Below are 20,438 nucleotides of genomic sequence, written 5' to 3' on the forward strand. Positions count from 1 at the left end.
AATCCAAAGGACTTACACAAAGGAGCTGTTGTACATGGATCAACGCCAAGGACGCTGTGATCTTCATACCCATAGTCAGGCCTCCGATGGAATGCAGCCACCTGCTGATAATGTGAAGCTTGCCAAACAAAAAGGGCTATCTGCGGTTGCCCTAACGGACCATGATACAGTAGCTGGTGTAGCGGAAGCACAGCAAGCGGGAAAAGAGTACGATATTGATGTTGTTGCCGGAGTGGAGATCAGCACTCGATCTGGTGGGAAAGATATTCATGTGCTCGGGTATTATGTGAATACAGAGGATGAGCTATTCCTGCAACGGTTGCGCGGATTACGAGAAGCGCGAGATGAGCGGAATCATCTGATTATCGCAAAGCTCCAAGAACTCGGGCTTGATATAAGCTGGCAGGAGGTACTGGATGAGCTAGGACGACCGTTAGAGCCGGATGAGAGTATTGGAAGACCTCATATGGCCGATGTGCTGGTGAAGAAGGGATACGTTGTTGACATGCGGGATGCATTCGATCGGTATCTTGCTGAGGGCAAGCCAGGCTTCGTATCTGTACCCCGCGTTGCACCAGAGGATGCGTGCGAGTGGATCAGAGCCGCAGGTGGAGCCGCTGTAATTGCCCATCCGGGTCTCTATAACGATGATGAATTGGTGCGACGTATCATCGAAGACTCTCATCCAGATGGCATTGAGGTGTTTCATTCGGACCATGGCCCGGAAGAGGAACGCAGGTATGGTGAGCTGGCCAAGGAATACGACCTCATTGAAACAGGTGGGTCTGATTATCATGGCAAACGGCAAGGTGTTGTTTTCCACGGAGATCTTGGTAGCAAGACCGTAATGGTTGATGTGTTGGAAAGGCTGAAGGCAGCTGCTTCACAGCAAAAGGGAGTATAACTAGACAGGTTAACATTTTATCTGGCTTTGAGGGTTTTTCTGCTTATTGAGTACATTTTAAGATTGTAGAAGTAAAGGACAGGGAAACAAGGTAGGGCTAGCCTTACCATGTTTCCCTGTCCTTTTTTTGTGTTAAAAAGAGTCTATGTAATCGAATAGTTTACCCAAGCGCCACGTGTAGCCCCAAGACGTTCGAATAATTGCTGTGCCCGCTCATTGGTCACTGCTGTGATCCAAGACATGTATGCACATCCATGGTCCCGCGTATATTGCTGACAGTGTGCAAATAATTTAGCTTCTGCTTCGCCCTCTCTGAACGTCTCCGTAACAAATAGGTCATTCATGATGGCGACACGTTCTGCTTTCATCGTGCTGTATGTAAAGAACAGGGTGGAAAATCCGATAAGCTTCCCGTCCTCTACTGCCACAAATTGAGCACCGATCTGCTGATTAAGCAGGTTGTTGATCAGAAGCTGGATGGATTGATCACCAGGCCAGGGGTTGTTGTAGAATCCCACCACATAGTCATGCATTAATGCCATCAGGGGTTTCAGATCATCAGGTTGAGTTTCTCTGATATGTATGGTCATGATACACTTCCTTTAACTATAAATTTTATTCATCACAATCGAATTATTATACATATAAATGAATTAATATTCAATGAGAAAGCTAAATAAGCTGAGCTTCACATATCATTCAAACAAGTAATGCAACCACAAAAATCCCCTGAACCGTTAATGGTCAGGGGATTCTGTCTTTGTTGCTTTTACATCTATATAAGTTGAACTAATCATTTACACGATAACGGAGAGGACAGAAAAAACCTGAAAAAGCGGAGCGTTCGCCTTTATCCCCGGATTTTCCCTTGAAAAAGGGGATCAAAAAAATCTGGGGATAACAGCGATTGGAAGGTTGTTCTGTCATCGTAGTGTCAGTGTAAATAATCTTTAGTTCAACTTATATAGCCTTATCCATTTTTAATGGTGGATGGCAGACTTTTGATCAATTCATCATTTGGCGTGACAAACAAGGTCTTCTGATGATCATAGATCACAAAACCTGGCTTCGCACCACTTGGTTTGCGCACATGACGGATAAACGTGTAATCCACAGGCACACTGCTGGACTCCTTGGCTTGGCTGAAATAGGCAGCAAGCTGAGCCGCTTCTTCCAATGTAGCTTCACCAAAGTCCGTACTGCGAATGACAACATGTGAACCTGGAATGTCTTTGGTATGCAGCCAGGTGTCGTTGGAAGAAGCGAGACGGTTGGTCACGTACTCATTCTGCAGGTTGTTTTTGCCCACAAGAATATCAATTCCCTCGGAGGAGGTGAACTGGTGTACAGTTGGACGGTCACTTTTCTTCTTCTTTTTACCCTTTTTATTGCGGTCACGAAGGTATCCTTGCTGCACAAGCTCGTCCCGTATTTCCTCAATATCGTTCATGGATGCAATGGACAGCTGCTGCAACAGGTTATCGAGATAGTCAATCTCGTCTTTGGTTTTACCAAGCTGTTCATGAATGACAGCCAGACTGTTCTTGTATTTGTTATACCGCTTGAAATAACGTTGTGCGTTGTCAGACGGTGTGAGCAGTGGATCAAGCTGAATGGTGATGCTGGCCTGGTCTTCATCGTAAAAGTTCACAAGTTCCACGCTCTTGTCCCCTTTGTGGACCTGATGCAGGGAGGCAAACAGCAACTCACCCCATAGTCTGAACTTGTCTGCATCGTCAGCTTCCAGCAGGTCCTTGTTCAGGTTGTCCAGCTTTTTGATATTTTTGCTTCGCTCATTCTGCAGAAAACGGAGCAGATCACTTACTCTCTGTTTTACCGTGTCCCGTTCAGCCTTGTCTCCGTAATAATCTTCCATGCACTTGCTCATCGTGTCATAGGTTTTCTCCAAATCCTGAATGCTCTGAAGATGAACGGCCGAGAAAATCATTTTGCCTTTGGCGTTTGTTCCGGTTACAGGCGTGTAGATATGATCTCTGACAGGTCCCATCACGGCTTCAAAAGCGTTCCAGAGTGCACCAGACTCAACTCGGCTTTCACCCTCAACCACATCTGGAGTGCTCACGGTGCCTTCAGCAGCAATCCCACGAGCAGCAATCTCTCCCGCAATTAACGGGCTAAGACCGCTAAAGGAGTTCACAAGCCAGCGTGATGCATCTTCTTCAGCTGCATGATAGCTGTCCTCGAATGCTGTACGACTCACTTCGAGCGGATTACTTTTATGTTGCTCGGGTGGGGCAGTATACGCGAATCCAGGCATGATTACCCGGTAGCTACTGATGGAAGGAGTCACATGATGAATGCCATCCAGAATCGTTCCTGTAACGGGATCAAGCAAAATAATGTTACTGTGACGCCCCATCAATTCAATAATGATCCGTTTAACGGATACATCCCCCAGTTCGTCACGCTGGCGCACATTGATGTGGATGATACGTTCCATGCCAATCTGACGGATCTCCTCGATGATTGCACCTTCACAGTGCTTGCGGAGCAGCATGCAGAACATGGGTGCTTCCGTAGGGTTAAGGAATGTCTTTTCCGTAAAATGCACACGGGGATAGGTTGGGCTTGCCGAAACAAGCAATTTACTATTTCCGCGCTGAGCACGCAGGGTCAGAACTACGTCATGGCCATTCGGCTGATGGATTTTGCTGATACGTCCACCAATGCAGCCTTGCAGTTCATGAACAATGGCCCGTGTTACAATGCCGTCCAATGCCATTTTTTCCACTTCCTCTCTCTATCGAGCATCTGCATTTATCATGCCAAATGCTTCATCTATATAACTGAAACGTGCAACCAGGTATGTAAAAAAACAAGGACTGGCTACAGATTCTTCGTTGCTTGCCTGTTGAACGCTGGAATTGGTACTGCGCAGAACATCGCAGACTTTTATTTTAGCCTATTCTGTCCATCAGGGAAAGGATTCACCTTCCGGGTGCTAATCACAGACCTGTCCGAATACATATAGAGCAGGTAGTTTGTCCGGCATAGTGTACAGCCTGTCGACCAGCGCGCCGGTGAGTCATGTGAGCTTATTTTGCAGATGAAATACAGACTGGGAGGGAAACTTGAAGCATGGAACATACCAAGTGGCATCAACTTAGTGATGAAGAGCTTCGTAACACTCTTGGCGTCAGCCCGCAGGAAGGATTGACGGATGAAGCTGTAGCAGAGAAGAGGAAAGTGGTCGGTTCGAATGAGCTGAGCGAGGGGAAACGCATTTCTCCAATTACATTGCTCTTGAATCAGTTCAAGGATTTTATGGTGCTGGTGTTGATGGGAGCAACGTTGGTATCCGGATTGCTGGGTGAGTATCTGGATGCGGTAACGATTGTGGCTATTATCGTACTGAATGCGATTCTGGGGTTTGTACAGGAATTCCGGGCTGAACGATCTCTTCGTGCTTTGAAACAGTTGTCTGCACCTCTTGCCAAAGTGCTTCGTTCAGGCCAAGAAGTACACCTTGCCGCCAAACAACTTGTCCCCGGGGATATTATCATGGTGGAGAGTGGGGACCGCATACCCGCTGATGTGCGCTGGCTGCAAACGAACAGTCTGGATGTCGAGGAGTCGGCCCTTACCGGGGAATCGGTTCCTGTAAGCAAACATTGCCTTCCGATTGCGGACGAGGACGTTCCGCTGGGTGATCAGAAGAATATTGGTTTTATGGGTACCATGGTCACTCGTGGCACAGCCAAAGGTGTGGTGATCCGTACGGGGATGGAAACCGAGATGGGCAAAATCGCCGATCTGATCCAAAATACGGAGGAGCAAGAAACACCTTTACAGCACAGGCTGGAGCAATTGGGCAAAATTCTGATTTTTGTCGCATTGGGATTAACCATTATGGTTGTCGTCGCAGGGATATTGCACGGACAACCAGCCGTTGGCATGTTTCTGGCTGGGGTCAGCCTCGCGGTGGCTGCCATACCAGAGGGTCTGCCGGCCATTGTAACCATTGCACTCGCACTAGGCGTACAGCGTATGATCAAACGTAAAGCCATTGTACGCAAACTGCCTTCTGTCGAAACTCTTGGTTGTGCATCTGTAATCTGTTCGGATAAGACAGGTACGCTCACCCAGAACAAGATGACGGTAACGGATGTGTGGTTGGAGGGACGTAACATCAAGGTTACCGGGGATGGTTATGCACCTGAAGGGCAGATGCTGGAGAACGGTCGCATGGTGGAACTGAAGAGTGACCAGTCCCTGCGCAGAATGCTTCAGATTAGTGCACTTTGCAACAATGCGAGTATTGTGGAAAGTGCTGCAAGCGAGGTGGGGAGCAAGAAAAAGGGCAAGGATACCAAAAAGGAAAGCAAGAAAAACACGAAAAAAGGTGACCTCCAAGAAGAAACCGTTCAACGAGATAATGTATTCTGGGAGCTGAAAGGCGATCCGACGGAAGGGGCACTCGTCACACTGGCCTCCAAAATGGGGCTTACTCCTGCCGGACTCAAAGAGTTGTATGCCCGCCAGCAGGAATTCCCGTTTGATTCGGAGCGAAAACGCATGTCGGTCCTGGTTCATCATCAGGGGGGCCGAATGATCTATACCAAAGGTGCACCGGATGTGTTGATCGGACACTGTAGTTATATTTTGTGGGAAGGCAAGGTTGTACCTTTCACTGGAACACTGCGCCAGAAAGTGATGGCAGCTAACGAGAGCATGGCCGGAGCGGCACTACGTGTCCTTGGAATGGCCTACCGTGAAGTGCGGCCGGAAGAAAAAGTGGCTGACGAACACGCCGCCGAAAGTCAACTTGTCTTCGTAGGACTTGCGGGTATGATTGATCCGCCGCGTCGTGAAGTGCGAGATGCGATTGCGACATGCCGCAAGGCGGGGATACGAACTGTCATGATCACAGGTGATCATGGAACAACGGCAGAAGCCATTGCTCATCAGTTGGGGATTCTTCCACGTGGAGGTGCCTCTTTAAGTGGTCAGCAACTGGCAGGCATGACAGACGAGCAACTGGATAAACAGGTAGAGGGCATATATGTGTTCTCAAGAGTGTCTCCTGAACACAAGCTTCGCATCGTAAAATCGTTACAGCGCAAAGGGCATGTCGTCGCCATGACGGGGGATGGAGTCAATGATGCTCCAGCCATTAAAGCCGCAGACATCGGAATCGCGATGGGCATTACAGGTACAGATGTCACGAAGGAGGCTTCGGCGCTCATTCTGAGTGATGATAACTTCTCAACCATTGTGGCTGCCATTGAAGAAGGCCGTAATATTTATGAGAACATTCGCAAGTTTATCCGTTATTTGCTGGCATCAAACGTGGGCGAAATATTGACAATGTTCTTTGCGATGATGATGGGCCTGCCGCTACCACTCGTACCTATTCAGATTCTGTGGGTTAACCTCGTAACAGATGGTTTGCCTGCAATGGCGCTCGGGGTAGATCAGCCGGAAAAAGATTTGATGGAACACAAACCCCGTGGAGCCAAGGAAAACATTTTTGCCCGCAGACTGGGTTGGAAAATCGTCAGCCGGGGTGTATTGATTGGATTATGTACACTTGGAGCGTTCTGGCTCACCCTTCAGGCTGCACCGGATAATCCGGGGCAACTGATCAAGGCACAGTCTGTGGCTTTTGCTACACTCGTTTTGGCACAGCTTATTCATGTCTTTGACTGCCGTAGTTCGCGGTCGATCTTCCACCGTAATCCGCTACAGAACAAATATCTGGTTCTTGCGGTTATTTCATCGGTTGTACTGATGCTGGTTGTGATGTACGTTGAACCGTTGCAGCCGATCTTCAAAACCGTACCGCTTGGTTTGCGTGAATGGGCGATCTGTATCGTTGCTGCGGGCATTCCAACGTTCCTTATGGGCGCAGGCAGTGTCTGGGGTGGTCGTCGTAACCGCCGTCGTATGGGTGGTTCTGGCCGCTTCGTACCGAAAAGTACAAAGTTTTCGGCATAAAATCAATACCTTTTCCTCACCTATTTCGTTATGCTATCCTCAAAATGATTCAAAGCGGCAGCTTTGGCATTTTGCAGGATAGCTTTTTTGTGTAAATGTTGAATATGAATTTCTATGGTAATCCTGTAGAAGAGCAAGAATATAGCTTTGGCAGCAGACTGCCAAAAGGAGTGGGCAAGATTATGGAATTTACGAAAATGCATGGACTTGGTAACGATTTTATCGTTGTATTTGGTGAAAAGGAGCTTCCGGCAGATGCAGCAGAACTGGCTGTGAAATGGTGCAACCGTTTCTTTGGCATCGGTGCGGACGGCCTGGTTTATATACTGCCTTCGGAGAAGGCAGACTTTCAGATGCGTATCATGAATTCGGACGGTTCGGAAGCAGAGCAGTGCGGTAATGCCATTCGCTGTGTATCCAAATATGTATACGATCACGGTCACGTGAACCAGGAGCAGATCACCATTGAAACGATTGGTGCAGGGGTACAACCTGTGAGTCTCAACATTCGTGATGGTAAAGTGGAAACGGTACGTGTCGACATGGGTGAGCCGATCCTGAACGGTCTTCAAGTGCCTACAACGGTGGATGCCAACCCAGTGGTTGATCACTACATTGAAGCAAATGGACATGCGTTCAAATTCACTGCTGTATCCATGGGTAACCCGCATGCGGTTATCTATGTAGATGACGCTGTGAATTTTGACCTCACAACTTGGGGCCCACTTCTTGAAGTACATCCGATGTTCCCGAAAAAAATCAATGTGGAATTCGCCACAGTTCGTGACCGTGGATATGTGGACATGCGTGTATGGGAACGCGGAGCGGGTCCAACACTTGCCTGCGGAACCGGAGCTTGTGCAACACTAGTATCCTCTGTCCTGAATGGACATACAGATCGTACAGCAGTCATCAGCCTCAAGGGTGGGGATCTCCACATTGAGTGGAATGAAGCTGACAATCATGTGTACATGACTGGACCTGCTGAAGTTGTTTTTAAAGGAATCACTTCATAAAAAGTGGAAGGTTTAACCAAAGGGGCCTGCGGGCCTCTTTTTTTGTCAAAAAGGACAGGGCGTGTCTCCTGTACAGAGACATATTGGGGGCTGTATGGCAAGAAAGTCCATATGAGCTGGATACTCATCAAAAACCTGTGTTTTTCTTCGTTTTTTAGCGTTTTTTGTGTTACATTAGTATGTAAATGATCACAGCTAGGCGGGGGGAAATGGGATGAAGGCGGATTTGCGCAAAGTTATGCAGGAACGGGTTCTCGTTGGAGATGGGGCCATGGGAACATTTCTGTACCAAATGGGGTTCCCAGTGGGGATTTCATATGAAGAATTGAACTTGATTTCACCTGAAGTAGTGGCGGATGTACATCGCCGTTATCGGGATGCAGGTACAGAAATATTTGAAACAAATACGTATTCTGCCAATTACGACAAGTTGTCCAAGTTCGGTCTGGAGTCCAAGGTGGAGGAAGTGAACCGTGCCGGCGTACGCATTGCCAAAGAGGTAGCTGGGGATACCGGTTATGTGCTTGGTGCAGTTGGTTCCATTCGAGGTGGCAAGCGGACGAACGTGTCAACGAGTGAACTGAAGCGCTTTTATCAACAACAGATCTCTGCACTGCTAGATGAAGGCGTGGATGGCATTTTGCTTGAGACCTTTTATGATATCGAGGAAATGGATATTGCCCTTTTGCAAGCGCGCAAGCTGAGTGATTTGCCTGTAATTGGACAGTTCGCTGTAGAGGATGTAGGACATACACTGGACGGATATACGATGCCTGAAGCCTTCCGGATTATGCGTGAGCAGGGCGCGGACGTCATTGGTTTTAACTGTCGCTCAGGTCCAAACGGGATTATGCGTGCCATGGAAACCGTCTCCGGACGTATTGGTATTCCAATGTCTGTTTATCCAAATGCGGGTGCAGCAGATTATGTAGATGGTCAGTTCCGTTATGGTGCGACTCCGGAGTACTTTGGTCAGACGGCAGTGCAATTTGCCGAACTGGGTGCTCGTATTATCGGCGGTTGCTGTGGTACGACACCTGATCATATTACCGCCATGAAAGAGGCGCTTGCTGACTATATACCTTCGCCTATTTTGGAGCCTGATCCGTCAGAATCCAAACCGCGTATTGTGTTGCATGAACATGTGGATGAGCGTTCCGGACGTGGAGGACAGCCTACAATCGTTGATCTGGTCAAGCAACGTCACACGGTCATTGTTGAACTTGACCCGCCGCGTGACTTGGACATTGCCAAGTTCATGAAAGGTGCCGAGACATTAAAAGCAGCAGGAGCCGATGCCCTGACACTAGCCGATAATTCACTCGCGGTTACACGGATGAGCAACATGGCGCTGGGTCACCTCGTTCAGGATCGCACGGGCCTTCGTCCACTTGTGCACATTGCCTGCCGTGACCGGAATCTGATTGGAACACAGTCCCACATGATGGGTTTTGATGCTCTGGGCATTAATCATGTATTGGCTGTAACAGGAGATCCTGCAAGATTTGGTGATCTGCCGGGTTCAAGCTCGGTATACGATCTGACTTCTTTCGAAATCATACGCATGATCAAACAGTTGAACGATGGAGTGGCTTTCTCAGGTAAACCGCTGAAGCAAAAAGCTGGTTTTGTCATCGGAGCAGCATTTAATCCCAATGTGAAATATTTGGAGAAAGCTGTACAACGTCTGGAGAAGAAAATTGCCTCTGGTGCAGATTACATCATGACACAACCGATCTATGATCCTGAGTTGATTGTAGCAATGCATGAAGCCACCAAACATCTGGATGTGCCCATTTTTGTAGGTGTAATGCCGCTGGCGAGTGGACGGAATGCAGAGTATCTGCACAACGAGGTTCCCGGAATTCAGCTTTCGGATGAAGTGCGTTCCCGTATGGCAGGTCTGGAAGGCGAAGAAGGCCGTGCAATGGGGGTAAAAATTGCCAAAGAATTGCTGGACGTAGCAACAGCGCATTTCAAAGGCATCTATCTTATGACACCGTTTATGTTCTATGGCATGACGGCCGAACTGACTCAATACGTATGGGAGAAGTCGGAGCATCAATGTCCTACTTGTTTCAACCCTAATAATCAATTACAATAGTAAAACGGATGTGATGCCGATGTCATTCAGTATGACCGGATACGGTCAATCCGCCTTTCATTTTGGCGGCTATAAGGTACAATTAGAGATCAAATCTGTTAATCATCGTTATTGCGAAGTGATGATGCGTCTGCCAAGAGAGTGGACGTATTATGAAGACGGTTTGAGGAAAATCGTACAGAGTCGTTTGAAACGTGGGCGGATTGATGTTTATGTAATGAAAGAAAAAGAGGAAGACCAGGCTCTTCCCGCTGTTCTGAATGAACAGACGGTCAGGGCCTATCTGCAGGCTGCAGAGCAACTGGAGACCCAATATGGAATGCAGGGCAAACCAAGTATTGTGGATATGCTTGGTCTGCCGGACGTCATGGTTCATTCGGATGGGACAAGTTCCATTCCCGAAGAGCAGAAGGACGAATGGGAGCGAGTTCTGCAGGAAGGATTGAAAGAGGCTCTGTCCAGCCTTGAACAGATGCGCGCTCGCGAGGGTCTTCATCTGGCCAGTGATCTGGAACGGCGGATTACCCGTCTGGAGTCACTGCATACCGAGATGCTTGATCTTGCACCGACTGTGGTAAGTGATTATCGCAACAAGCTAAGACAAAGGCTTACGGAAATGCAGGAAGAAGGCTCTTTCCCTTTTGATGAGCATAAATTGGGTATGGAAATTGCAATGTTTGCCGATCGTTCTAACATAGAAGAGGAGCTTACGCGTCTACAGAGTCACTTTGGACAGAGCAGGGAACTGCTGAAGAGTGATGAGCCCGTAGGTCGTAAGTTGGACTTTCTAATTCAAGAGATGAATCGGGAAGTCAATACGATTGGATCAAAAGCCAACCATTTGGCTCTGGTGAATCGTGTTGTCGAGATGAAGGCGGAGCTGGAGAAGATTCGTGAGCAAGCTGCGAATATCGAATGAACGGCCAAATTTCGGCAAAAGAGTCGCATGTATAGGGGGAAGAACCTGATTATGGCAATCAAACTCATTAACATTGGATTCGGTAACATCGTATCGGCGAACCGGATTATATCCATCGTGAGTCCGGAATCGGCGCCGATCAAGAGAATTATACAAGAGGCAAGAGATCGTCACATGCTGATTGATGCAACGTACGGAAGACGTACTCGTGCCGTAATTATTACGGATAGCGATCATGTCATTTTGTCTGCAGTTCAGCCTGAGACGGTCGCCCATCGTCTTTCTTCGAAAGATGATGATAACGACGAATAAAATGGAGTGTAATATGTCTAAGGGATTACTGGTAGTGTTGTCCGGCCCATCTGGGGTCGGGAAGGGTACTGTATGCAGCGCTTTGCGCAAACGGGTGCCGGAATTGATCTATTCCGTATCGGCAACAACCCGTCAGCCTCGTCTTGGTGAAGAACATGGTGTGAACTATTTCTTCAGAAGTCATGAAGAGTTCCAGAACATGATTGCTGAAGATCAATTGTTGGAACATGCGGAGTATGTTGGTAATTATTACGGAACACCGCGTGATTTTGTGGAGAAAACGATTAACGAAGGCCGCGACATCATTCTGGAGATTGAGGTTCAAGGCGCGTTAAAAGTGAAAGAGAAATTCCCGGAAGGGATCTTTGTTTTCCTGCTTCCTCCTTCATTGGACGAGCTGAAAGATCGCATTCAGGGCCGTGGTACCGAAAGCCAAGCGACCATTGATCACCGGATGTCTGTGGCGGTTGATGAGATCAGTCTGCTGGAGCAGTATGATTACGCTGTTGTTAATGATGAAATTGATTTGGCGTGCAAGAGAATAGAAAGCATCATAATCGCCGAACATTGTAAGATCAATAAATAATCCCTTTTGCCGCTGCAGAATGCGATATAAGTGGGGCAGTTGTCATATCATATACTGAAGCACTCCTTCTCGGAATGCCCGGGTGTGAAGACATGCCACATCAGTTCTGTCAGGCGGCAACTTGTGATTATACTAATGCGAAGAGGTGTTTGTTAATATGCTGTATCCTTCTATTGATGAAATGATGAACAAAGTCGACAGCAAGTATTCCCTTGTTGTTGCTGCTTCCCGCCGGGCTAGACAGCTACGTGAAGGTGAAAAATCGGATTTAAGAGGTGCGAGATCCCATAAACAAGTTGGCGTTGCACTGGAAGAAATCTATGGAGACCTGCTCGTTGTCATCAAAGGACAGGACGAAGAAGAAGAGTAAGCCGCCTGCGGCTGCTCTTCAACTGCATACGGCGCAAGCCGGATTAATTGACAACCGCGAGGTTGTTATTTTTTTACGAATAAGCATATTTTAACGGAATCTTACTTAGACGTCGTATAAATATCGGGGGAAATAAACATGTTGAACGGTAAAAAAATCGTGCTTGGTGTGACTGGCGGCATAGCCGCTTACAAAGCGGCAACATTATGCAGCAGACTGGTGCAAAAGGGAGCGGATGTTCATGTGATCATGACAGCTTCCGCTACACAGTTTATTACCGAATTGACGCTGCAAACGTTGACCCGAAACACCGTATATACCGATACATTTGATGAGCGTGAACCAGCAGTCGTATCTCATATTCATCTGGCCGATCTGGCTGATCTTGTTCTGGTTGCTCCGGCTACAGCCAATGTAATTGCCAAGATGGCGCATGGCATGGCAGACGATATGCTCTCAACAACTCTTCTTGCCACGACAGCCCCTGTCATGATTGCTCCAGCGATGAATGTACATATGTATGATCATCCAGCTGTAAAGCATAATATGAACCTGCTTGTTGAACGAGGCGCCATGATGATTGAACCGGGTGAAGGTCTGCTTGCGTGTGGATATGTGGGCAAGGGACGTCTGGAAGAACCGGAGAGCATTGTGGATGTGGTGGAACGTTTCTTTGAACAGCGGGAGTCTGCAGACATTAGCCGGCAGGGACAAGCTTCATTGTTACAAGGCAAGAAGGTTGTTGTTACGGCTGGAGGTACGATTGAGCGCATTGACCCAGTACGATACATTACGAACGATTCATCTGGCAAAATGGGATTTGCGATCGCCGCTGCTGCGCGTGATCTAGGGGCCAATGTTAAATTGGTTATGGGCAATACCCAAGCCAAGCCACCGGAGAACGTTGAGTTGATCCCTGTACAGTCTGCACAGGATATGTATGAAGCAGTAACACGCGAGTGGGACGATGCTGATATCGTGGTTAAGGCGGCAGCTGTTGCCGATTATCGTCCAAAGGAAGTTTACACCGAGAAGATCAAGAAGAAAGGCGACACGTTGTCGCTCGAACTTGTTAAAAATATAGATATTCTTGAAACGCTGGGCAAACAGAAGACCCATCAGTTTTTGATTGGTTTTGCTGCAGAGACTCAGTCGGTTGAGATGTATGCACGTGAGAAATTGGAACGGAAAAACTGTGATCTGATCGTAGCCAATGATGTAACCCATACGGGTGCAGGATTTGGAACAGACACCAACGCGGTACATATCTATGACCGGGAAGGTTTGGTGGAGGAGCTTCCAGTGATGGCCAAGGACGATGTGGCTCATCGGTTGCTCCGGATTGCGGCGGAGCGCATTGCCGGGAGGAATTAGGATATGGAGATTGCCAAGGTCATAGTCGATGTTCCCGTGAAGGAAACAGACCGGCCGTTTGATTACCTGGTACCTGAATCGATGAGGGAATGGATCGAGATTGGCAGCCGGGTGGGTGTACCTTTTGGTCATCGGACGGTGCAGGGATTCGTGATTGATCTTGTGCCGCGTACCGGAGAGGAATCATTCAAGCTTAAGCAGATTCAGGAGTTGCTGGACATTGTTCCCCCGTTGTCAAAGGATTTGGTTGAGTTGGCCGAATGGATGAGTGGACGTTACGCCAGTAACCGGATTTTGTCATTGCAGGTCATGGTGCCGACGGCATTGAAAGGGAAAGCAGAGCGATACATCTCGCTGGGAGATGCACTTGATGGACAGATGGCGGGTGCACAACCGGATGATGAGGTGTTATTTGTTTGGGGAGAAGAGTCTACGACCGAGAAAGTACAGCAGGATATCATCCGTTTTGTCAAAAGTCGGGGTCAGGTACCGCTGCAACAACTGAGTCGAAAATATCCCAATCATGCTGCACTAATTAAGAAATTATTGCTTGGTGGCGTGCTGCTGGAAAGTCAGGCCATCAAGGACAAGTTGAATAAAAAAACGATGAAGTCCGTTGATCTGGCTGTAGATATTGCTGCTGCTCAGGAAGCACTTGCTTCATTCCCGGCGAAAGCACAGCGTCAGAAGGAGATTCTGGCTTTTTTGCTGGAAATGAAAGAACTGCTACCCATGCCGATGAAAGAAGTGTTATCTACACTACAGGTATCGGCCGCAACGATTAAAGGGCTTGAGGAAAAGGGATTGATTGTCACTGAGGACGTTGAGGTCTTTCGTGACCCTTATCAAGGCAGGAAGTTCAAAGCGACTGAACCGTTGGTTCTGACCGATGAGCAAAAACTTGTATACGACAATATCAATGGCCGATTGCAGGAACAACGCCATGGGGTATTTTTGCTTCATGGTGTTACGGGAAGTGGAAAGACGGAAGTCTATCTTCAAACCATTCAACAATGCATCGAACAGGATCGGCAGGCTATCGTACTGGTGCCCGAGATTGCACTCACACCACAGATGGTAGAACGTTTTAAAGGGCGATTTGGGGACCAAGTTGCTGTTATGCACAGTCGTCTGTCTGGCGGTGAACGTTATGATGAATGGCGCAAGATTCGTGAGGGTCAGGTGAAGGTTGCGATTGGGGCGCGCTCAGCCGTATTTGCTCCATTCAGTCGGCTTGGGCTGATCATTATGGATGAAGAACACGAGACTTCCTACAAACAGGAGGAAACTCCGAAATATCATGCTCGTGATGTAGCGGTAAAAAGAGCACAGCAGCATCAGGCCGTGGTTGTTCTGGGTTCAGCGACACCTTCGCTGGAAAGTTATTATGCGGCACGCTCGCAGAGTAATGAGGATTTTGCACCACTCTTGCTGGAGATGCCAACACGAGCACTGGGTAACAAACTGCCTGAAGTGCGGATCGTAGATATGCGTGAAGAGTTGAAGGATGGTAACCGCTCCATGTTCAGCAGGGCTTTGCACAAAGGGTTGGAGGAGCGCTTGGAACGTGGTGAACAGACGGTGCTTCTGTTGAATCGCCGTGGATATTCGACCTTTGTCATGTGCCGAAGTTGTGGATATGTGGCAGGTTGTCCCGAATGTGATATTTCATTGACGTACCATCAGCGCTCGAATAATCTCCGTTGTCATTACTGCGGGTATGCGGAAGCGGCTCCGGAAGTGTGTCCGGACTGTGGAAGTGAGCATATTCGATACTTTGGTACAGGTACACAGCGAGTCGAGGAAGAGCTTGCCAAGCTCTTTCCGGGTATTCGGGTCATTCGGATGGATGTGGATACAACAACGGAAAAAGGGGCGCACGAGAAGCTGTTGAAACAGTTTCGTGAGAAAAAGGCGGATGTATTGCTAGGAACCCAGATGGTTGCGAAGGGACTTGATTTCCCGGATGTAACCCTGGTTGGCGTGATAACAGCGGATTCAGCGTTGAATTTACCTGATTTCCGTGCTGCGGAAAAAACGTTTCAGTTGCTAACACAGGTAGCTGGCCGAGCTGGTCGGCACCAATTGCCTGGTGAGGTGTTTGTTCAGTCCTATACGCCGGAACACTACTCCATTGGCCATGCGAGTCAGCATGACTACGTGTCGTTTGTACGTGAGGAATTGCTGCACCGTCGCAATTTGCAATATCCGCCATACTGTCGCCTGATTCTGGTGACCTTTTCGCATGAGCAACTTCCGGTATTGATTCGTCTTGCCGAGAACTATACGCGAATACTGAAAGAGAAGGCTAATGCGGCTGGATGGCTCGGCAGTCTGGATCGATTCAGCAATGATGCCTTTGATGTACTGGGGCCGGTAGCGTCTCCGATTCCTCGGATCAAGAATAGATACAGATTCCAATGTATGATAAAATGGCGGGGGGATGTAGACGCCATAGGACTCGCTCTGGCTACGGCCCGGCGCATGGACGATGATGTTCAGGCGCAAAAATTGCTTATTAGTCTGGATGTAGACCCGCAAATGTTAATGTAAGCATTTTGCAGCAATGCGGATGTAAACAAGCGGTATAAACATAGATTAAAATGAATACCCCAAAAATACAGATATCGTCCTGAAATTATGATGAGGATTAGGAAGGTGCTTACAACATGTCGATTCGCATTATCGTGCAAGAACCAGATGAGGTGCTCCACAAGAGAGCCAAAGAAGTAACCAAAATTACACCAAATGTACAAAAATTGCTGGATGATATGGCTGATACCATGTACGATGCAGAAGGTGTGGGGCTTGCTGCGCCGCAGGTTGGTATTTTGAAACGTCTGATTGTTATCGACGCCGGTGATGAGCAAGGGCTGATCAAGATGATTAACCCGGAGATCATTGCAAGTGAGGGAGAACAATTTGGACCGGAAGGTTGTCTGAGTATCCCTGGAATTAATGGTGATGTTCGCCGTTTCGAGACCGTTACGGTTAAAGGTCTGGATCGTGAAGGCAAAGAGCTGATTATTACGGGTAGTGGCTTGCTGTCCCGTGCATTCCAGCATGAGATTGATCATCTGGATGGCGTACTATTTACGGATGTCGCCGAGAAAGTGTACGAAATTGCAGCCGATCAAACGGGACCGCGTCGTAATTAAGGAGTGATCGATTTGAATATTGTTTTTATGGGAACACCTGAATTTGCAGTTCCTTCTCTCGATATGCTGATGGCAGAGGGATACAATGTGGTGGGTGTGGTGACTCAGCCTGATAAACCACAGGGACGCAAAAAAGTACTTACGCCAACACCGGTTAAGGCCGCGGCAGAACGCCACGGTCTGCCGGTGTTTCAACCTGTTAAATTGCGTGATCCGGAAGCCGTAGCCCGCTTGGCTGAATGGAAGCCGGATCTGATCGTGACCGCGGCCTTTGGACAGATTCTGCCCAAAGCCGTGCTGGATATGCCAGTTCGCGGTTGTGTGAACGTGCACGGCTCTCTTTTGCCGAAATATCGCGGAGGAGCCCCGATCCAACGTTCCATTATTAATGGGGAATCCGTGACAGGAGTCACATTGATGTATATGGCTGAAGGCCTGGATACCGGAGATATGATCTCTCGTGTGGAACTGCCAATTACGGATGAAGATACATCAGGATCGATGTTTGATAAATTAAGTGAGGCTGGTTCCAAACTGCTTCAGGCAGAAATGCCACGATTGATTGCAGGCGAGACAACGGCGGTCCCTCAAGATGATGCCGAAGCTTCGTATGCTCGCAATCTGACTCGGGATGACGAGAAAATGGACTGGAGTCGTACTTCACGCGAACTGTTCAATCAGATTCGTGGTCTTGTGCCGTTCTCTGGTGCATTTACGATGTGGGATGATCAGGTCTTCAAAGTCTGGGCAACGGCTAATCCCGATCAGATGGATCTGGCAACTTCTTCGGATGCTAGACAAGCAGAGCCGGGAACCGTGCTGCAATTGAACAAGGCAGGGATTGAAGTTCGCACTGGGGATGGGTCTCTGTGGTTGACTGAAGTGCAGCCTGCAGGCAAAAAGGTGATGCAGGCCGCTGACTTTGCTCGCGGTGGTACACTGAAACCTGGAACGGTGCTGCGATGAGTGGTAACATACCAGGTCGTTCGTCAGGAAAAGGCCAGAAAGCTGCTGGAAATTCATCCGGACGTGAAGGAAACCGTCGTCCGAATTCGGGTAAATCGGGTGGTGCATCTCGCTCCCAGAAACCCAAAACATCTGCTCGTGCATTGGCAGTCAAGGTTCTGAGTGCTGTGGAGCAAGATGGAGCATACAGTAATCTGGAGTTGAACCGTCGTCTGAAAGAGGCGGATCTAAGCCCCGCAGATGCTGGACTAGCTACCGAACTGGTGTATGGAACAATTGCCAGATTGAATACACTTGATTATTTTCTGGAACGTTACGTCGCCAAAGGAGTATCCAAACTGCAACCATGGGTTCGTAGCCTGCTGCGAATCAGCGTATATCAGATGATATACCTGGATCGTATTCCGGAGCATGCCGTGGTGAGCGAAGCGGTTAATCTGGCGAAGAAACTGGGCCATCAGGGGATCTCGGGCATGGTGAATGGTGTACTTCGCAACATGATCCGTAATCGGGATGAGCTTCGTATTCCAGAACATCTTCCTGTTGCCGAACGTATTTCACTGGAGCATTCCCACCCGTTATGGATGGTTAAACGCTGGATTGCCCAGTACGGCGAAGAGACGACGGAAGCGATCTGTCGTGCGAATAATGAGCCGCCAGCGGTGAGTGTTCGGGTCAACATAACAATGACCACACGGGAGAAACTGATGCATGATATGGCCAGCACAGGTGCAGTCGTTGAAGCTTCTCGCCTGAGTTCCGATGGTATTCTTGTACGTAGTGGCGGAAATATGGCTCTAACGTCCTGGTATCGGGATGGCCTGTTCTCTGTACAAGACGAAAGTTCCATGCTCGTCGCTGAAGCGGTTGCGCCGGAAGAAGACCAGCTTGTATTGGATTGCTGCGCAGCTCCAGGTGGTAAAACAGCTCACATGGCTGAGAAAATGCAGGATCGCGGTCGTATTGTCGCGAATGATGTACATGCTCACAAGCGCCAGCTGATCCTGGATCAGGCGGAGCGTCTCGGTCTGAGCTGTATCGATGCTGTAACTGGAGATGCGCTAGATCTAAACGAGCGGTATCCGGAAGCGTCGTTTGACCGCATTTTGCTGGATGCACCATGTTCAGGTCTCGGTGTTATTCGCCGCAAGCCAGATGTGAAATGGACCAAAACCGTAGAAGATATCGAAGATATCTCCAACCTGCAGCGTGAACTGCTTGATCGAGTTGCGCCGTTGTTAAAACCAGGCGGTATTCTGGTTTATAGCACGTGTACGATTGAGCCTGCTGAGAATGAGGATATGGTTGCAGACTTTTTGAATCGACATCCGGAATATAGTCCAGCAGAAGCATCTGTCTGGTCCGAATCGGAGACAGTGAATTTGAAGGCCGTGAACGGTGGTATTCAGATTTTGCCACAATACGCTCACAGCGACGGATTTTTCATCGCACGGTTGACAAAAACAGCGGAATAACAGTTTAATAGAGCACGGAAGCATGACCGCCGAGGGGAACTTCGGCGGATTTCTTTGTGATGGGACTTCGATATAATTGTCAGAGAAAAGTGATGACAGGGTGCGATGGCGGCATTGAGGTGTTATAATGCATGAAGTACAGATATCAAGGGTATACATGGATGTAACGTGGTCTTTGTGATAGAATAGGACGAATGGAACGAAAAGAAGGAAGCCAACGAAAAGAAAAGAAGGAATAGGTGTTGACAACAAAATGAAACCTTTTATATATGATTATTCTCTGGAACAACTGCAGCAATGGGCTGTGGAGAATGGGGAGCCGGCGTTTCGCGGTGGCCAAATCTTTGACTGGATTTATGTAAAACGCGTGAATGATTTCAGTGAAATGACCAATCTTTCCAAGCCATTGCGTGAAAAACTAACAGAGCAATTTGAATTCGTAACGCTTAAGGAAATTACCAAGTTTGAATCCAAGGATGGAACGGTTAAATTCCTCTTTGGTCTTCATGATGATCATGCCATTGAGACAGTAATCATGAAGCATAACTACGGGAACAGCATCTGTGTAACCACACAGGTTGGTTGTCGTATTGGTTGTACGTTCTGTGCATCCACATTGGGTGGACTCAAGCGTAACCTTACGGCTGGGGAGATTGTTGCCCAGGTTGTGCAGGCTCAGAAAATTTTGGATGAACGCGGCGAGCGTGTCAGCAGCATTGTAATCATGGGTTCAGGTGAACCTTTCGAAAACTATGAAGCTACGATGACTTTCCTGCGCATTATGATTCATGAAAAAGGGCTGAACATCGGTCAGCGTCACATCACGGTATCCACGAGCGGAATCGTTCCGAACATCTACAAGTTTGCAGATGAAGATACACAGATTAACCTCGCCATTTCGATCCATGCACCAAATGATGCACTGCGTTCGAAATTGATGCCGGTTAACCGTCGTTTTCCTTTTGAAGACGTGATGGAGTCCCTTCGTTATTATCTGGCCAAAACAGGTCGGAGAATTACGTTTGAGTATGCACTTATTGGTGGGGTAAACGATCAGCCAGAGCATGCAGCAGAACTGGCAAGTGTGCTTAAGAACATGTTGTGCCACGTGAACCTGATTCCGGTTAACCATGTACCTGAACGCAAATACGTAAGAACATCGAGAAGCGACATTTTCAATTTTCAGAAGATTCTCTCGGAACAGGGTGTTAATGTAACCATTCGTCGTGAACAGGGACATGATATTGCTGCCGCTTGCGGTCAGCTTCGTGCAAAGCATATGGAGTTGAGGTGAGA

The 20,438-nt window shown here is 48.2% G+C and carries 16 protein-coding genes; 14 read left to right on the forward strand and 2 right to left on the reverse strand.

Going from position 1 to position 20,438, the window contains the following annotated elements:
• The first annotated feature begins 34 nt into the window (after positions 1–34).
• Positions 35–904, forward strand: a complete 870-nt coding sequence (locus tag QF041_RS30705) for a PHP domain-containing protein (protein WP_307416799.1) — start codon at positions 35–37, stop codon at positions 902–904.
• Positions 905–1,047: 143 nt separating this feature from the next.
• Here QF041_RS30705 and QF041_RS30710 read toward each other — a convergent pair whose 3' ends face one another.
• Together QF041_RS30710 and QF041_RS30715 are read right to left on the reverse strand one after the other, a co-directional pair.
• Positions 1,048–1,494, reverse strand: coding sequence for a GNAT family N-acetyltransferase (locus QF041_RS30710; RefSeq protein ID WP_264927966.1), 447 nt, complete (start codon positions 1,492–1,494; stop codon positions 1,048–1,050).
• A gap of 380 nt (positions 1,495–1,874) precedes the next feature.
• Positions 1,875–3,647: an Rqc2 family fibronectin-binding protein gene (locus QF041_RS30715; protein WP_307416800.1), complete on the reverse strand. Its 1,773-nt coding sequence runs from the start codon at positions 3,645–3,647 to the stop codon at positions 1,875–1,877.
• Between the two features lie 356 nt (positions 3,648–4,003).
• Between QF041_RS30715 and QF041_RS30720 the strand changes: the two genes are divergently transcribed.
• From QF041_RS30720 to rlmN, 13 genes are all read left to right on the forward strand, one after another.
• Positions 4,004–6,862 carry a cation-translocating P-type ATPase gene (locus QF041_RS30720; protein ID WP_307416801.1) on the forward strand — a complete coding sequence of 953 codons (2,859 nt, stop codon included), beginning with the start codon at positions 4,004–4,006 and terminating at the stop codon, positions 6,860–6,862.
• 182 nt (positions 6,863–7,044) lie between these two features.
• A complete protein-coding gene (gene dapF, locus QF041_RS30725) occupies positions 7,045–7,878 on the forward strand; it encodes a diaminopimelate epimerase (protein ID WP_036614947.1) in 834 nt (277 codons plus the stop codon).
• A 214-nt stretch (positions 7,879–8,092) separates the two neighbouring features.
• A complete protein-coding gene (locus tag QF041_RS30730; RefSeq protein ID WP_307416802.1) occupies positions 8,093–9,982 on the forward strand; it encodes a bifunctional homocysteine S-methyltransferase/methylenetetrahydrofolate reductase in 1,890 nt (629 codons plus the stop codon).
• Between the two features lie 19 nt (positions 9,983–10,001).
• Positions 10,002–10,901, forward strand: coding sequence for a YicC/YloC family endoribonuclease (locus QF041_RS30735; protein ID WP_076211386.1), 900 nt, complete (start codon positions 10,002–10,004; stop codon positions 10,899–10,901).
• A 51-nt stretch (positions 10,902–10,952) separates the two neighbouring features.
• Positions 10,953–11,213: an extracellular matrix/biofilm regulator RemA gene (gene remA, locus QF041_RS30740; protein ID WP_006209218.1), complete on the forward strand. Its 261-nt coding sequence runs from the start codon at positions 10,953–10,955 to the stop codon at positions 11,211–11,213.
• A 13-nt stretch (positions 11,214–11,226) separates the two neighbouring features.
• A complete protein-coding gene (gene gmk, locus QF041_RS30745) occupies positions 11,227–11,799 on the forward strand; it encodes a guanylate kinase (protein ID WP_017687445.1) in 573 nt (190 codons plus the stop codon).
• A 157-nt stretch (positions 11,800–11,956) separates the two neighbouring features.
• On the forward strand, positions 11,957–12,169 hold the full coding sequence (gene rpoZ, locus QF041_RS30750) for a DNA-directed RNA polymerase subunit omega (protein ID WP_091028645.1): 213 nt from the start codon (positions 11,957–11,959) through the stop codon (positions 12,167–12,169).
• 138 nt (positions 12,170–12,307) lie between these two features.
• The gene (coaBC, locus tag QF041_RS30755) at positions 12,308–13,543 is read left to right on the forward strand and encodes a bifunctional phosphopantothenoylcysteine decarboxylase/phosphopantothenate--cysteine ligase CoaBC (protein WP_307416803.1); all 1,236 of its coding nucleotides are present in this window, start codon (positions 12,308–12,310) and stop codon (positions 13,541–13,543) included.
• A gap of 3 nt (positions 13,544–13,546) precedes the next feature.
• Positions 13,547–16,096 carry a primosomal protein N' gene (priA, locus tag QF041_RS30760; protein ID WP_307416804.1) on the forward strand — a complete coding sequence of 850 codons (2,550 nt, stop codon included), beginning with the start codon at positions 13,547–13,549 and terminating at the stop codon, positions 16,094–16,096.
• Between the two features lie 116 nt (positions 16,097–16,212).
• Complete coding sequence (gene def, locus QF041_RS30765; RefSeq protein WP_017687449.1) at positions 16,213–16,701, forward strand: peptide deformylase; 489 nt, start codon at positions 16,213–16,215, stop codon at positions 16,699–16,701.
• Between the two features lie 12 nt (positions 16,702–16,713).
• Positions 16,714–17,667, forward strand: a complete 954-nt coding sequence (fmt, locus tag QF041_RS30770; protein WP_307416805.1) for a methionyl-tRNA formyltransferase — start codon at positions 16,714–16,716, stop codon at positions 17,665–17,667.
• Positions 17,664–19,142 (forward strand): 16S rRNA (cytosine(967)-C(5))-methyltransferase RsmB, encoded by a 1,479-nt coding sequence (gene rsmB, locus QF041_RS30775; RefSeq protein WP_307416806.1) that lies wholly within the window; start codon positions 17,664–17,666, stop codon positions 19,140–19,142. The genes fmt and rsmB overlap by 4 nt, the downstream gene beginning before the upstream one ends.
• 253 nt (positions 19,143–19,395) lie before the next feature.
• Complete coding sequence (rlmN, locus tag QF041_RS30780) at positions 19,396–20,436, forward strand: dual-specificity RNA methyltransferase RlmN (RefSeq protein WP_036614609.1); 1,041 nt, start codon at positions 19,396–19,398, stop codon at positions 20,434–20,436.
• Positions 20,437–20,438 lie beyond the last annotated feature (2 nt).

It is taken from the genome of Paenibacillus sp. W2I17, from assembly GCF_030815985.1.
Classification (GTDB): domain Bacteria; phylum Bacillota; class Bacilli; order Paenibacillales; family Paenibacillaceae; genus Paenibacillus.